This is a genomic window from Streptomyces sp. NPDC041068 (assembly GCF_040647455.1).
Taxonomy (GTDB): Bacteria; Actinomycetota; Actinomycetes; order Streptomycetales; family Streptomycetaceae; genus Streptomyces.
This window is the reverse complement of sequence record NZ_JBEZCG010000004.1, coordinates 1-12,923: the sequence shown is the minus strand read 5'-3', so window position 1 is coordinate 12,923 and position 12,923 is coordinate 1. Positions and strand designations below refer to the sequence as shown.

Genomic DNA, 12,923 nt, shown 5'->3' with positions numbered 1-12,923 from the left:
TCCCCCCGAGGGATCGCGCCGTGCTGTACCGCCTGGGGCGGCTAGTCACCGCCCAGGGGCCGGTCGTCGTCCGGCCCCACTCGTTCGACCACCGACCAGACCTGGTCCCTGGCCTGTTCCAGGAGCAGCTCGGGCACGGGGTCGGCGGAGAGGCCCCGGCCGGGCTGTGTGGTGCCGTACTCCGCGACGACCTCGTCGCGCCACCAGGACGTACGGATCCGCACGCCCCGGTAGCAGGGTGTGAGGTCCGTGCCCGTCCAGCGCAGGCCGACGCTGCTCGCGGTGTGGAAGGCGACCCGGCCCGCGAGATCCACGAGGTTCAGCGGTCCTGGCCCTGCCTCCCCCTGGATCTTCAACTCCGCGCTGGCGCCCGACTTTTCGGCGGTCAGGACGGTGCCGGCCCGCGCGGAGATCACTTCGGTGACGGCGAACAGCGCCGAGTCCCACTCGCCCAGCCAGCAGCGCCGGATCAATTCCTGCGCCAGCTGGGCGACGTCCTCGACGCCGTTCTGCCTCATGCCGGTGTAGACGACCAACGCGCTGTGTCCGGCGCGGAATTCGACCAGGGCCCCCGCGTCGGCCGCGGCGAGGGAGGCGAATCCCTGGGCGGCGGCGCCCGCGGCCTTGAACCGGACGTCGACGGTGCCTTCCGCGTCGTACGCGATGTCGCCGGGTGCGCCGGTGGGTCCCGACTTGGCCTCGATGCCCCGGCCCGCGAGCGTGCCCGCGGGGACCGAACCGCCGTCGTGCAGCGCGCGCACGTCTCCGACGTGCACCTTCTGTGTCAGCGGCCAGGCGCACCACCAGCCGCCGTACACATCAGCGAGCGCCTTTCGATACGCCTTGTACGCGCCTTTGGCCATGGCCGCTCCCCCCTGAGAATGCGGCTCTTTCTGGGAGATTAGCAGCGGGTCGCCCCACCGGACCCCGGAATGAAAGCGGCCTTGCACGCGGCAGCGGAATATGCGGTGCGGGTACTACCGGAGTGTCCCCGTAAGGGGAGCGCGGAAGCTCGGGCAGGGGGCGCGAAAACGGCCCGTCCCGCTCCGAAGAGCGGGACGGGCCGTCGCTGAGCTTAGCTGAGCTGCGGAGGCAGACGTTGAACCGGAACTCCGCCACAAGGCTCTGACCTGCAGGAATGTCAGGTCATCCCAGTACAGATGCGCGACAAAGTACGAGGAGGCCCGATGCCGAGAACGCTGCTCAACGGACGCGGTGTCGGTGTACGCAGGTCGAAGCTCTGGCCTGAATTTCAGCTGCAGCATGCACGTCCCTGACTCAGTCGGCGGTGCCAGGTTCCACGACCCACTCGGCTCGCAGCCCACTCACCGAGGCGATCATGTCGAAGTCGCCGTCGTAGTGCAGGACCATGGCCCGGTGCCGCTCGGCGGTTGCCGCGATGAGGACGTCGGCCAGTGACAGCGCCCGGCGAAAGCCAGCGTTCAGGGCCAGGCTCTGGATCTCCAGCGCCCGCTCGAACTCCTCGTCGTTGCAGGGCAGACAGTCGAAACCGCGGAGCAGAGTGCGCAGTCGCAGCGCCTCGGGCTTGCCGCGCGCGGAGTAAAGAACCTCGTACTCGGTCGGGGCACATACCGCGAGGAGCCCGTCGCGATCCAGCGCATCCAGCCGCGCCCGCACCTCCGGCTTTCCCCGTCGAGCCAGCGCGGACTTGTCGATGAGGTGCCGATCAGATGGATCTCCTCGACCAGGACCTGCGCCAACTTGAGTGGGTACCCCTGGAGTTCCGCTACCGCTTCCGCTGCAACGACTCCGACTGCACCAGTCACGACATGGCCCTCAGGGATTGGGAGGCCGGCGAGTCCTACCGCAAATACCTGCGCCAGTACGGACAACAGGGTGTGGAGGAAAAGCTGCGGGAGCGCTGGTTCACCCGGATGTTCGCACCGGACCACGTCGTCCACTGCTTCGTCGGCAACCTAGCCAAACGACCCAGGACGTTCATGCTGCTTGGCCTCTTCTATCCACGGCGCGGCGTCGTCGAGAACTACCAGGAAGAGCTGTTCTCGCTGTAAACGCGCCATGCACCACGTCTCATCCGATCGAAGGCTCTCTCAGGTCGTCCGGAATTCCCATGGAAGCGGCGGGCATTGTCTCCGGGGGCAGCACAGTTAGGAACTGCAGGGGGACCACATGCACCAGGCCCTCAATGAGCGGCAGCAGGCCGTGCTCGACTGGGTGGGCCAGGGGTGTCCCGACAGAGTCTGGCCGGACAGCACGTACAAGACCAGCGGACAGGCCCTGCAGAACCGGGGGCTCATCAAAATCACCAAACGCCGCGGGCATTGGAGCGCCCGCCTCACCGAGAAGGGGCGGCAGCACCTCATCGAGCGCGGCATCCACCCTGTGGAGCAGAGCACCCCACCGCCGGAACGGCCCGTTCGAAAACCGGCACCACCACGCCCCAGAGCCGCGCCGAAGGCCCTGGCGAACTACGCGGACCAGCTACTCGCAGAACTGGCCGCTGCGAATGACGGCTGTCTCATCAAGCCCATCGAATCCGGCCCGCACGCGGTGAATTGGGCGTCACGAGTCAACGCCGCCCGCAAGTCCGGCAAGATCCCCCACACGCAGGAACTCCACGGGTACCGCACCCACCGCGGTTACGAGATCAAGCTGGTCGACATCCCTGCCTGGCGCCTCGCGGAACTCACCCCGCTCCATGTGCCAGCCAGACTCACCAAACCCCATGCCGTCGTGGCCGCCCTCCAAAAGCAGCCGCAGCCCATGGGCTTGACCAAACCCCTCCAGGGCCGAGCCCTGCGCATCATCCACACCCTCATCACCGCCGCCGAAGCACAAGGCCACAAGGCAGCGCTCGGAACCACACAAGGCGCGCCGCCGCCCCATCGGCGGCGCAAGGCACCACCGCACTTCTCCATCACTGCCCAAGGCGAAAGTGTCGGCTTCCTCGTCCTTCAAGAACAGGACCGCAGCGAACACGTCCCCACGGACAAAGAACTCGCCGACGCCAAGAAGCACTCATGGATGCGCATCCCCCGCTTCGACTACACCCCCTCCAGCCGGCTGCGTTTCATACTTCGCGGCGGCAGCCCGCACCGTGCAAGCGAATGGGCGGATCTCCCCGACCGGCCTCTGGAAGAACAACTCGCCGAGATCGTGCAGGAGGTCGGCCTCCGTGGCGAAGCCGCGGAGCGCAAACGCCTCGCGGACCAGAAAGCCAGAGAGGTAGAGCGAAAGCGCTGGGAAGCCGCCATGCAGGAAGCCCACGCCGCCTACGCCCACGCCTACCGCGTCAAACACCTGGGAGAACAGGCAGACACCTGGCACCAGGCCAGCCGACTGACCGAATACATCGCAGCAGTACGCAACCACGTCACATCACTGCCACCCGGGCAGGAGCGAACCGAGATCGAGGCGTGGCTGGCGTTCGCGGACGCGCACCACCAAATCCTCGCCGAATCGGTCTCAGCGCCGAAACTGCCCACGCCACCAAAGCCCAGCGGCGACGACCTCAAGCCTTTCCTCGGCCACTGGAGCCCCTACGGACCCCGCTCCTACTGAGCCGGACCAGGGGAAATCACACCGCCACAAGCCGGACCCGCTCGCCGCACAGCTTGGTCATGTCGTCAATATCGGAAGTCAGCATGACCACGGGGCGGTGCTGTCGCAGCGCGGCCTCGGCGACGGCCGCGTCGATCGCGTACTTGTGCCCGTGCAGCCCGGCATTCATCAGCAACTGCGAGGCCGCCCTCGCCTCCTCGTCGCCGATCGGAACGACCCGCAGCCCGGAAAGCACCCAGTTCAAGCGGGACTTGTTCGTACGAGCGTGGACGGCTTCGACAATGGTGAGCGCACTGATCACGACCTCCATGCCGCGCGAGCGCGCCTCAGCGATCAGAGCCACCACCTGCTCGTCGTCAGCGAGCAGCTTCGAGAGTCCCTCGCTGTCGAGGACCAACGTTCCCTCGTGGCTCAGCCTGCGGCGGGCCACTCGGCCTCCTCGGCGAACACCTCGTCGAAGACCTGCCGCGCCCGCTGACGAGCCGGCTCGGAGACCGGCCCCTTGCGGCTCTCGTAGTCCGCCAGGTACTCGTCCAGGACCTGCCCGCGCAGCTCACGCTCGACCGCCTCGGCGATGAACGCGGAGAACTCCCTCTTGCCCACCCGCGCCCGGATCGCCTCCGCAGTCCCCTCCGGCAGCGACAGGCTCACCCGCGTCGCCGGGCCTTCCCCGATGCTGTACGTCGTCTCAGCCATGCCCCCGATTGTGTCAAACGAGTAGGAAAAGTGCCACGTCCGCACTGCCTTCGCACTCGGCCAGCACCCCGCTCGCGCAAACCCCAGCACGGGCATCTCCATCCCGTCCCAGCACGATCCCAGCACGGTACAGATGACCAGGGATGACGACAGGTGACGAGGGGTCAGCTATCCCAGCGCCATCCCAGCGCGGGAAAAAACCAAGGGCCCGACCCCGAAGAGTCGGACCCTCTCTGACCTGCACGTTTGCGAGGTCAGCGACGTGACGATACGTCAGCCGCTACACGTTGAAGCGGAACTCCACCACGTCCCCGTCCTGCATCACATACTCCTTGCCCTCCATGCGCGCCTTGCCCGCCGCGCGGGCCTCGGCGACCGAACCCGTCTCGACCAGGTCCGCGAAGGAGATGATCTCGGCCTTGATGAAGCCCTTCTGGAAGTCGGTGTGGATGACACCGGCCGCCTCGGGGGCCGTCGCGCCCTGCTTGATCGTCCAGGCGCGGGACTCCTTGGGGCCTGCCGTGAGGTAGGTCTGGAGGCCGAGCGTGCGGAAGCCGACGTGGGCGAGGGTGGCGAGGCCGGGCTCCTCCTGGCCGACGGACTGGAGGAGCTCCAAGGCCTCCTCGTCGTCCAGTTCCGCGAGGTCCGCCTCCAGCTTGGCGTTGAGGAAGATCGCCTCGGCGGGCGCGACCAGGGCGCGCTGCTCGGCCTTGAAGGCGTCGTCCGTCAGCTCGTCCTCGTCGACGTTGAAGACGTAGAGGAAGGGCTTCGTCGTGAGCAGGTGGAGGTCGTGCAGGAGCTCCGAGCGCTCCGAGCCCTGGACGATGCCCTGGGAGAAGAGCGTGTCGCCCTTCTCCAGGATCGCCTTCGCCTCCTCGACCGCCTTCACCTTCGGGGCGATGTCCTTCTTGATGCGCGACTCCTTCTGGAGGCGCGGCAGGACCTTCTCGATGGTCTGGAGGTCGGCGAGGATCAGCTCGGTGTTGATCGTCTCGATGTCGTCCTTGGGCGAGACCTTGCCGTCGACGTGGACGACGTTCTCGTCCTTGAAGGCGCGGATGACCTGGCAGATCGCGTCCGACTCACGGATGTTCGCGAGGAACTTGTTGCCCAGACCCTCGCCCTCGCTCGCGCCGCGCACGATGCCCGCGATGTCGACGAAGTCGACGGTGGCGGGAAGGATCTTCTGCGAGGAGAAGATCTCGGCCAGTTTCGTCAGGCGGGGGTCGGGGACGCCGACCACGCCGACGTTCGGCTCGATCGTGGCGAACGGGTAGTTGGCCGCCAGCACGTCGTTCTTGGTCAGGGCGTTGAACAGGGTCGACTTGCCGACATTGGGCAGACCGACGATTCCGATCGTGAGCGACACGTTGCGACTTCCCGTACGTGAGGGCTGGGTGGGACGGCCCCTTCGTACCTGGGCCGATCCACCAGTCTACGGCGTGCCGTCACCAGCGCTTCCGGTCGGCCGCCCGCCCCGGGCTCCGGGGGCCCGCTCCCCGTCGAACGCTTGGCCAAGGTCATCCAAAAGGCGTGTCCCATGCCTGATTCCGCGCCGGGGCCGACCTAGGTTGGTCCAGTGGAGCAACACAGGACGCGTCCCCCTCAGTCCGCCCCCAAGGCCACTCCCAAGGCCCGGCAGCGGCGTACCGCGCCGTTGCCCGAGCAGGGCAGACCTGCCGGGTCCGGCACGGTGTACCGGGCCTCGGCACGTCCCCGCCGCCCCGCGCCCCCGTTCGTCCGGGCGCTGCGCCGCACCCCGCTGTACCGCACGCTGCGGCGCATGCCGAACCCGCGGCTCACCGGACTCGGCAGCGGGCTGTTCTGCGCTGCCGTGATGTTCGTGCTCGCCTGTCTGATCCGGCTGCTCGTGGGTGAGTCGCCCGTCGCGTACGGCGTGCTCTTCCTGCCCGTGGCCGCGCTCACGGCGCTGTGGGTGCGCCCTGCCGACCTGGTCACGGCGCCCGTGGGTGTGCCGATCGCCTTCGCCGCCGGGATCCTGCCGATCTCCGGGGGCTCCGGCGGCTTCGGCGGCCACTTCATGGGGCTCGTGACGTCGCTCGCGCTGCACGCCGGATGGCTGTACGGCGGGACGCTCGTCGCCGGGCTCATCGTGACCGTGCGCAAGATCCGCCTGATGGCGCAGCGGCGGCAGGCCCGCCCGGAGAAGGGGCAGAAGGGACCGAAGGGGCAGACTGCGGGGCCCGCCCGGGGGAAGCGGCTGCCCGCCTCCTGACGGTCCACGGCGGACTCCGCCAGGCGCTACGCCTCGTCCGCCGCCGCCATCGCCGCCCCCACGATGCCCGCGTTGTTCTGCAGCCGCGCCGGGACGATCTCCGCCGAGACGCCCTCGATCAGCGGCAGGAACTTGTGGGCCTTGCGGCTCACCCCGCCGCCGATGATGAACAGCTCCGGCGAGAAGAGCATCTCCACGTGCGCGAGGTACCGCTGGACGCGGCGTGCCCACTGCTCCCAGCTCAGGTCCTCGTCCTCGCGGGCCTTGGACGAAGCCTTCTTCTCCGCGTCGTGGCCGCGCAGCTCGAGGTGGCCGAGCTCGGTGTTGGGGACCAGGCGGCCGCCGGTGAAGACCGCGCTGCCGATGCCCGTGCCGAGGGTGAGCAGGATGACCGTGCCCGTGCGGCCGGCGCCCGCGCCGAAGTGCATCTCGGCGACGCCCGCCGCGTCCGCGTCGTTCAGGACGGTGACGGGGACACCGCCGAGGCGGTCCGAGACCAGCTTCCTGATGTCCGTGCCGATCCAGCTCTTGTCGACGTTGGCGGCAGTGCGCGCCGTACCGCCGGTGATCACGCCGGGGAAGGTGGCGCCGACAGGGCCCGTCCAGCCGAAGTGCTCGACGACCTCGCACACGCCCTCGACCACCCCTTCCGGGGTGGCCGGCTGCGGGGTCAGGACCTTGTGCCGCTCCTGTGCCAGGTCACCGCGCTCCAGGTCGACCGGAGCGCCCTTGATACCGGATCCGCCGATGTCCACACCGAAGATCTGCATGGCGCCCACGTTACGGCTCGGTCAGCGCTGTGACAGCTCGGCCGCCTCGGCACGCAGGTCCCTGCGGAGCTCCTTGGGCAGCGAGAAGGTGATCGACTCCTCGGCGGTCTTGACGGTCTCCACGTCGCCGTAGCCACGCTCGGCGAGCCACTCGATGACGCCGTCCACCAGGACGTCGGGCACGGAGGCGCCGGAGGTCAGGCCGACCGTGGTCACGCCCTCCAGCCAGGCCTCGTCGATCTCCCCGGCGTTGTCGACCAGGTGCGAGGCGGCGGCGCCCGCGTCCAGGGCGACCTCGACCATGCGGATCGAGTTCGAGGAGTTCTTGGAGCCGACGACGATGACCAGCTCGGCGTCCTCGGCGAGCTTCTTCACCGCGGTCTGGCGGTTCTGCGTGGCGTAGCAGATGTCGTCGCTGGGCGGCGAGAGGAGGTTCGGGTACTTGTTCTTCAGGGCGCCGACGGTCTCCATGGTCTCGTCCACGGAGAGCGTGGTCTGGGAGAGCCAGACGACCTTGTCGGGGTCGCGGACCTCGACGTTCGCGACGTCGTCCGGGCCGTCGACCAGCGTGATGTGGTCGGGCGCCTCACCGGACGTACCGATGACTTCCTCGTGGCCCTCGTGCCCGATCAGGAGGATGTCGTAGTCCTCCTTGGCGAACCGGACCGCTTCCTTGTGGACCTTCGTGACCAGCGGGCAGGTCGCGTCGATGGTCGCGAGCCCCCGCTCGGCGGCCTCGGCGTGGACGGTCGGGGCGACGCCGTGCGCGGAGAACATGACGATGGAGCCCTCGGGCACCTCCGCCGTCTCGTCGACGAAGATGGCGCCCTTCTTCTCCAGGGTCTGCACCACGTACTTGTTGTGGACGATCTCGTGGCGGACATAGATCGGGGCCCCGTACTGCTCCAGGGCCTTCTCGACGGCGATCACGGCACGGTCCACGCCGGCGCAGTAGCCACGGGGAGCGGCGAGCAGGACACGGCGGGTGCCAGGCGTAGCAGTCATGCACACCATCGTAAGGCCGCGTCCAGCGCGTCAAAGATCGCCGGGTTGGGGAGACTGGAGGCCTGCGTTGATCTACGGAGGCACGATGTCCGGTCAGTCCGCCAGTACGGGAGCACCTGCCGCGGGGGGCGAACCCGCCGATCCCGCCGAGGGCGACGGGCTGCGGCGCAGTCTCGGCTTCCGGGACCTCGTGGTCTACGGACTGCTCTTCATCGCCCCCATGGCGCCGGTCGGCGTCTTCGGGACGCTCGACGCGAAGTCGCACGGTGCCGTCGCCCTCGTCTATCTGATCGCCACGATCGCGATGGCGTTCACCGCATTCAGTTACGCGCAGATGGTGAGGGTGGTCCCCCAGGCGGGGTCCGTGTTCGCGTACGCGCGCGTGGGGCTCGGCAAGGGCCCCGGGTTCATCGCCGGATGGATGGCGATGCTCGACTACCTGCTCATCCCGGCGGTCGCCTATCTCTTCTCCGGGATCGCGATGAACTCGCTGGTCCCCTCGGTGTCCCGGTGGGTGTGGACGGCGCTCGCGGTGATCGTCACGACCGCGCTGAACCTGTGGGGCGTGCGGGCGGCGGCGCGGGTCGGCTTCGCGGTGCTCGCGATGGAGGTCGTGGTCCTGCTCGTGTTCGTCGTGGCCGCCCTGGTCGTGCTGATCCAGGACGGGGCACAGCGGGACTGGCTGTCGCCGCTGACCGGTGACGGCTCGCAGGGGGCGTTCGCGCTGTCGGCGGTGGTGGGCGCGGTGTCGATCGCCGTCCTGTCGTACCTGGGCTTCGACGCCATCGCGTCCTTCGCCGAGGAGGTGACGGGGGGCTCGGCGAAGGTCGCGCGGGCGGTCCTTGTCTGTCTGGCGCTCGCGGGCTTCCTGTTCATCCTCCAGACGTATCTGGTGGCGCTCCTCGAACCGCTGTCGTCGGCCGAGCTCGCGGCGGATCCGGCCAAGCAGGGGACGGCTTTCTACGACACTTCGGAGGCGGCGGCCGGGGAGTGGCTGTCCAAGGTGGTGGCCGCCAGCAAGGCGATCGGCGCGGCCTTCGCGGCGCTGGCCGGGCAGGCGGCGGCGGGACGGCTGCTGTTCGCGATGGCGCGGGACCGGCGGCTGCCGAAGGCCCTGTCCAGGACGGACTCCGGTACGCCGCGGATCGCGCTGCTGTGCGCGGCCGTGGTCACGATGGTCGCCGCGGTGTGGGCGGCCCGGCGTGACGACGGGATGGACCACCTGGTGTCGGTGGTCGACATCGGGGCGCTCACCGCGTTCCTGCTGCTGCACGCGAGCGTGGTGGGCTGGTTCGTGGTGCGCCACCGCGACGACGCGTTCAGCTGGTGGCGGCACCTGCTGATCCCGGTGCTCGGCGCGGCGATCGTGGTGGCGGTGATCTGGGAGGCATCGGGCTCGGCGCAGGTGGTCGGCGCGGTGTGGCTGGCCGTGGGCCTCGTGGTCCTGTTCGTGCAGCAGCGGGGGCGCGCGGGCGCCTAGGGCAGTGGTGTCACAGCCGCCGACTACGCTCGACGCATGGCTCTCAACACGTCCGCGGACGCCCCTCTCCCCGTGGGTGAGGTGTCGCGGCTCATCGGCGGGTGGATCGACCGGCTCGGTGCCATCTGGGTCGAGGGGCAGATCACTCAGCTGTCCCGCAGGCCCGGCGCCGGCGTGGTCTTCATGACGCTGCGCGACCCGTCGCACGACGTCTCGGTGAGCGTCACGTGCTACCGCCAGGTGTTCGACGCCGTGGCGGACGTCGTCTCCGAGGGCGCCCGCGTCGTGGTCCGCGCGAAGCCCGAGTGGTACGAGCGGCGGGGGCAGCTGTCCCTGCGGGCCGCCGAGATAAAGCCGGTCGGCGTCGGTGAGCTCCTCGCACGCATCGAGCAGCTGAAGAAGAGCCTCGCCGCGGAGGGCCTCTTCGCCCCCGAGCGCAAGAAGGCGCTGCCCTTCCTGCCGCAGCTGATCGGCCTCGTCACGGGCCGCGCGTCGGCCGCCGAGCGCGACGTCCTGGAGAACGCGCGCCACCGCTGGCCCGCCGTCCGCTTCGAGGTGCGCAACGTCCCCGTCCAGGGGGTGCACGCGGTGCCGCAGGTCGTCCAGGCCGTGAAGGACCTCGACGCGCTCGACGACGTCGACGTGATCATCGTGGCGCGGGGCGGCGGCAGCGTGGAGGACCTGCTGCCGTTCTCGGACGAGCAGCTGGTGCGCGCGGTGGCCTCCTGCCGTACGCCGGTGGTCTCCGCGATCGGCCACGAGCCGGACAACCCCCTCCTGGACCACGTGGCGGACCTGCGCGCCTCCACCCCGACCGACGCCGCCAAGAAGGTCGTGCCGGACGTCGGCGAGGAGTACGAGCGCGTGCAGTGGCTGCGGGACCGCGCCCGGCGCAGCATGGACGCCTTCCTGGACCGCGAGGCCCGCGGCCTGGCGCACGCCCTGGCCCGCCCCTCCATGGAGCATCCGCACCGCATGGTCGAGGAGCGCGAGGAGCAGGTCGCGGCGCTGGTCGACCGCAGCCGCCGCACCCTCGGGCACCTACTGGACCGGGCGGGCTCGGAGCTGTCGCACACGCACGCGCGCGTGGTGGCCCTCTCCCCCGCCGCGACCCTCCAGAGGGGGTACGCGGTGCTGCAGAAGTCGGACGGCTCCGTGGTCCGCGACCCCGAAGAGGTGGGCGCCGACGAGGAGTTGAGGGCCCGCGTCGCCGAGGGCGAATTCACCGTACGAACCACACAGACCGCACAAATCGACAACTAGGGTGGGGCTCATGACCAGCAAGACGGACGAGGCCACGGGCCCGGCGGACCCCCTCGGCTACGAGCAGGCGCGGGACGAGCTGATCGAGGTCGTGCGCCGCCTGGAGACCGGCGGGACGACCCTGGAGGAGTCGCTCGCCCTGTGGGAGCGCGGCGAGGAGCTGGCGAAGATCTGCCGCCGCTGGCTGGACGGCGCTCGGGCCAGGCTCGACGCGGCCCTCGCGGGCCCCGGGACGGCGGACGACGAGGACGACGAGGGCTCCGCCGCCGACTCCTGAGACGGCACCGCCCCGACCTGCGGGTTGTGAAGCGGATCACCCGGCACCGACTTTGGTTGAAAGTTGAACAGTGGCGGCGTACTGTCGTAGACGCAAGCCCGGAAACGGGCATGGCAGACACCCCCGTACGTCATCGAGAAGGTTGATCCATGTCTCTCGCCCTTGACCCCGCCGCCCAGGACCTGCTCTTCCGCGAGGCCCGCACCGCGAACACCTTCACCGACGAGCCGGTCACCGAGGAGCAGGTCCAGGCGATCTACGACCTGGTCAAGTACGGCCCGACCGCGTTCAACCAGTCGCCGCTGCGCGTCACCCTGGTCCGCTCCCCCGAGGCCCGCGAGCGCCTGGTCAAGCACATGGCCGAGGGCAACCAGCCGAAGACCGCGAGCGCCCCGCTCGTCGCGATCCTCTCCGCGGACAACGAGTTCCACGAGGAGCTGCCGGCCCTCTTCCCGCACTTCCCGCAGGCCAAGGACGTCTTCTTCGCCGAGCGCCCGGCCCGTGAGCAGGCCGCGTCCCTGAACGCCGGCCTCCAGGCCGCGTACTTCATCATCGGCGTGCGCGCCGCCGGCCTGGCCGCGGGCCCGATGACCGGCTACGACGCCGCGGGCATCCAGAAGGAGTTCCTGGACGACGACCACACCCCGCTGATGGTCGTCAACATCGGCAAGCCGGGCGAGGACGCCTGGTTCCCGCGCTCCCCGCGCCTGTCGTACGACGACGTCGTCACCACGGTCTGAGCGACCCCGCACGCAACGCGAAGGGCCCCCGGCACACCGCCGGGGGCCCTTCGCGCGTTCAGGTCCCGTGTGGTCAGGACGTCTTCAGCGACTCCACCATCTTCGTCAGCTGCCCGAAGGACGCGGTGCCGAGGACGACCGTCGTCGCGCCCTTGTCGGTGCGCACCAGGGCGTCGTACGTCTCGCCCTTGTACCGCTGCCACTCCTGGCCGCCGATCTTGTCGGTGACCTTGGTCCGCGCGGCGTCCTGGGTGACGTCCTCGATGAACTTGACCGGCTTCTCCGTGGACTGCTTGATCGCCACGTACTCGCCGTCCGGATCGAGGAAGCCCAGGTGCCAGCTGTCGTGCTCCTCGCCCTTGAACCGCACCGACGTCGCCTTCCAGTCCTTGGAGAGGCCCTCGGGCGCCGCCACCGGATAGGCCGCGGCCCGCCGCGCCGTCAGGAGCTCGACGCGGTAGTCCTTCCGCTCGACCGGGGTTTCGGACTCGTCATGCGGGATGAAGATGTAGATCACGCCCGCGACGAGAGCGATCACCACCAACGACCACAGCATGTTCTTGACGGTCTGGTTGCCTTGTCTTCCTGCCACACCCTCATGGTCTCAGGCGCCGATCGCGCACCTTCCCCCGGTATCTCCCTCGGCACCCGGTCCGCTCATGCGTGGGGCCCCCTGCTCATTTTGTCGACCTGCGGATAGAGTCATTCACAATCCCTCATCCGGCCGTCGTCGTATCAAGCAGAAAGGTGCGCTCCGATGACCGAGCATCATCTTCCGTCCGAGCTCGAGGTCTCCCCCGAGGCTCCCGACCGCAACCTGGCCCTGGAGCTGGTCCGGGTCACCGAGGCGGCCGCGATGGCCGCGGGCCGTTGGGTGGGCCGGGGTGACAAGAACGGCGCGGACGGCGCCGCG

The 12,923-nt window shown here is 69.3% G+C and carries 16 protein-coding genes; 8 read left to right on the top strand and 8 right to left on the bottom strand.

Annotated features, from left to right (window positions below):
- Window positions 1-41 precede the first annotated feature (41 nt).
- On the bottom strand, window positions 42-863 hold the full coding sequence (locus tag AB0B50_RS10025; protein WP_362328295.1) for a hypothetical protein: 822 nt from the start codon (window positions 861-863) through the stop codon (window positions 42-44).
- 415 nt (window positions 864-1,278) lie between these two features.
- Window positions 1,279-1,677 carry a PIN domain nuclease gene (locus AB0B50_RS10020; RefSeq protein ID WP_362329137.1) on the bottom strand — a complete coding sequence of 133 codons (399 nt, stop codon included), beginning with the start codon at window positions 1,675-1,677 and terminating at the stop codon, window positions 1,279-1,281.
- Between the two features lie 14 nt (window positions 1,678-1,691).
- Here AB0B50_RS10020 and AB0B50_RS10015 point away from each other — a divergent pair, with 14 nt between their 5' ends.
- Entirely contained in the window at window positions 1,692-2,033 is a 342-nt protein-coding gene (locus AB0B50_RS10015; protein WP_362328293.1) for a hypothetical protein, read from the top strand.
- Between the two features lie 118 nt (window positions 2,034-2,151).
- Window positions 2,152-3,543, top strand: a complete 1,392-nt coding sequence (locus tag AB0B50_RS10010; RefSeq protein ID WP_362328291.1) for a hypothetical protein — start codon at window positions 2,152-2,154, stop codon at window positions 3,541-3,543.
- A 16-nt stretch (window positions 3,544-3,559) separates the two neighbouring features.
- Here the strand turns inward: AB0B50_RS10010 and AB0B50_RS10005 are convergent, their stop codons facing one another.
- The 3 genes from AB0B50_RS10005 to ychF form a co-directional block, all read right to left on the bottom strand.
- Window positions 3,560-3,973, bottom strand: a complete 414-nt coding sequence (locus AB0B50_RS10005) for a PIN domain-containing protein (protein ID WP_362328289.1) — start codon at window positions 3,971-3,973, stop codon at window positions 3,560-3,562.
- On the bottom strand, window positions 3,955-4,239 hold the full coding sequence (locus tag AB0B50_RS10000; protein WP_006138089.1) for a hypothetical protein: 285 nt from the start codon (window positions 4,237-4,239) through the stop codon (window positions 3,955-3,957). The genes AB0B50_RS10005 and AB0B50_RS10000 overlap by 19 nt, the downstream gene beginning before the upstream one ends.
- Before the next feature lie 280 nt (window positions 4,240-4,519).
- Window positions 4,520-5,608 (bottom strand): redox-regulated ATPase YchF, encoded by a 1,089-nt coding sequence (ychF, locus tag AB0B50_RS09995; protein ID WP_362328287.1) that lies wholly within the window; start codon window positions 5,606-5,608, stop codon window positions 4,520-4,522.
- Window positions 5,609-6,022: 414 nt separating this feature from the next.
- On the opposite strand from ychF, the gene AB0B50_RS09990 reads away from it, so the two are divergent.
- Window positions 6,023-6,475, top strand: coding sequence for a DUF6542 domain-containing protein (locus AB0B50_RS09990; RefSeq protein WP_362329135.1), 453 nt, complete (start codon window positions 6,023-6,025; stop codon window positions 6,473-6,475).
- 26 nt (window positions 6,476-6,501) lie between these two features.
- On the opposite strand, the gene ppgK is transcribed toward AB0B50_RS09990, so the two are convergent.
- Both ppgK and AB0B50_RS09980 read right to left on the bottom strand, forming a co-directional pair.
- Complete coding sequence (ppgK, locus tag AB0B50_RS09985; protein ID WP_362328285.1) at window positions 6,502-7,245, bottom strand: polyphosphate--glucose phosphotransferase; 744 nt, start codon at window positions 7,243-7,245, stop codon at window positions 6,502-6,504.
- Between the two features lie 21 nt (window positions 7,246-7,266).
- On the bottom strand, window positions 7,267-8,259 hold the full coding sequence (locus tag AB0B50_RS09980; RefSeq protein ID WP_362328283.1) for a 4-hydroxy-3-methylbut-2-enyl diphosphate reductase: 993 nt from the start codon (window positions 8,257-8,259) through the stop codon (window positions 7,267-7,269).
- A 76-nt stretch (window positions 8,260-8,335) separates the two neighbouring features.
- On the opposite strand from AB0B50_RS09980, the gene AB0B50_RS09975 reads away from it, so the two are divergent.
- The 4 genes from AB0B50_RS09975 to AB0B50_RS09960 all read left to right on the top strand — a co-directional run bounded on the left by AB0B50_RS09975 (window position 8,336) and on the right by AB0B50_RS09960 (window position 12,010).
- Window positions 8,336-9,730: an APC family permease gene (locus AB0B50_RS09975; RefSeq protein WP_362328281.1), complete on the top strand. Its 1,395-nt coding sequence runs from the start codon at window positions 8,336-8,338 to the stop codon at window positions 9,728-9,730.
- A gap of 36 nt (window positions 9,731-9,766) precedes the next feature.
- Window positions 9,767-10,993 carry an exodeoxyribonuclease VII large subunit gene (gene xseA, locus AB0B50_RS09970; RefSeq protein ID WP_362328279.1) on the top strand — a complete coding sequence of 409 codons (1,227 nt, stop codon included), beginning with the start codon at window positions 9,767-9,769 and terminating at the stop codon, window positions 10,991-10,993.
- A gap of 10 nt (window positions 10,994-11,003) precedes the next feature.
- A complete protein-coding gene (locus AB0B50_RS09965) occupies window positions 11,004-11,270 on the top strand; it encodes an exodeoxyribonuclease VII small subunit (protein ID WP_362328277.1) in 267 nt (88 codons plus the stop codon).
- Between the two features lie 149 nt (window positions 11,271-11,419).
- Entirely contained in the window at window positions 11,420-12,010 is a 591-nt protein-coding gene (locus tag AB0B50_RS09960; RefSeq protein ID WP_362328275.1) for a malonic semialdehyde reductase, read from the top strand.
- A 73-nt stretch (window positions 12,011-12,083) separates the two neighbouring features.
- Here AB0B50_RS09960 and AB0B50_RS09955 read toward each other — a convergent pair whose 3' ends face one another.
- Window positions 12,084-12,602, bottom strand: a complete 519-nt coding sequence (locus AB0B50_RS09955) for a DUF4245 domain-containing protein (RefSeq protein ID WP_362328273.1) — start codon at window positions 12,600-12,602, stop codon at window positions 12,084-12,086.
- A 165-nt stretch (window positions 12,603-12,767) separates the two neighbouring features.
- Between AB0B50_RS09955 and AB0B50_RS09950 the strand changes: the two genes are divergently transcribed.
- On the top strand, window positions 12,768-12,923 hold a 156-nt coding region (locus AB0B50_RS09950), incomplete at its 3' end, for a fructose-bisphosphatase class II (RefSeq protein WP_362329133.1).

Coding starts and splice junctions, on each gene's coding strand:
- AB0B50_RS10025 (WP_362328295.1), bottom strand. CDS start 863: ATGGCCAAAGGCGCGTACAAGGCGTATCGAAAGGCGCTCGCTGATGTG.
- AB0B50_RS10015 (WP_362328293.1), top strand. CDS start 1,692: ATGGATCTCCTCGACCAGGACCTGCGCCAACTTGAGTGGGTACCCCTG.
- AB0B50_RS10010 (WP_362328291.1), top strand. CDS start 2,152: ATGCACCAGGCCCTCAATGAGCGGCAGCAGGCCGTGCTCGACTGGGTG.
- AB0B50_RS10000 (WP_006138089.1), bottom strand. CDS start 4,239: ATGGCTGAGACGACGTACAGCATCGGGGAAGGCCCGGCGACGCGGGTG.
- AB0B50_RS09990 (WP_362329135.1), top strand. CDS start 6,023: ATGCCGAACCCGCGGCTCACCGGACTCGGCAGCGGGCTGTTCTGCGCT.
- ppgK (WP_362328285.1), bottom strand. CDS start 7,245: ATGCAGATCTTCGGTGTGGACATCGGCGGATCCGGTATCAAGGGCGCT.
- AB0B50_RS09980 (WP_362328283.1), bottom strand. CDS start 8,259: ATGGTGTGCATGACTGCTACGCCTGGCACCCGCCGTGTCCTGCTCGCC.
- AB0B50_RS09975 (WP_362328281.1), top strand. CDS start 8,336: ATGTCCGGTCAGTCCGCCAGTACGGGAGCACCTGCCGCGGGGGGCGAA.
- xseA (WP_362328279.1), top strand. CDS start 9,767: ATGGCTCTCAACACGTCCGCGGACGCCCCTCTCCCCGTGGGTGAGGTG.
- AB0B50_RS09965 (WP_362328277.1), top strand. CDS start 11,004: ATGACCAGCAAGACGGACGAGGCCACGGGCCCGGCGGACCCCCTCGGC.
- AB0B50_RS09960 (WP_362328275.1), top strand. CDS start 11,420: ATGTCTCTCGCCCTTGACCCCGCCGCCCAGGACCTGCTCTTCCGCGAG.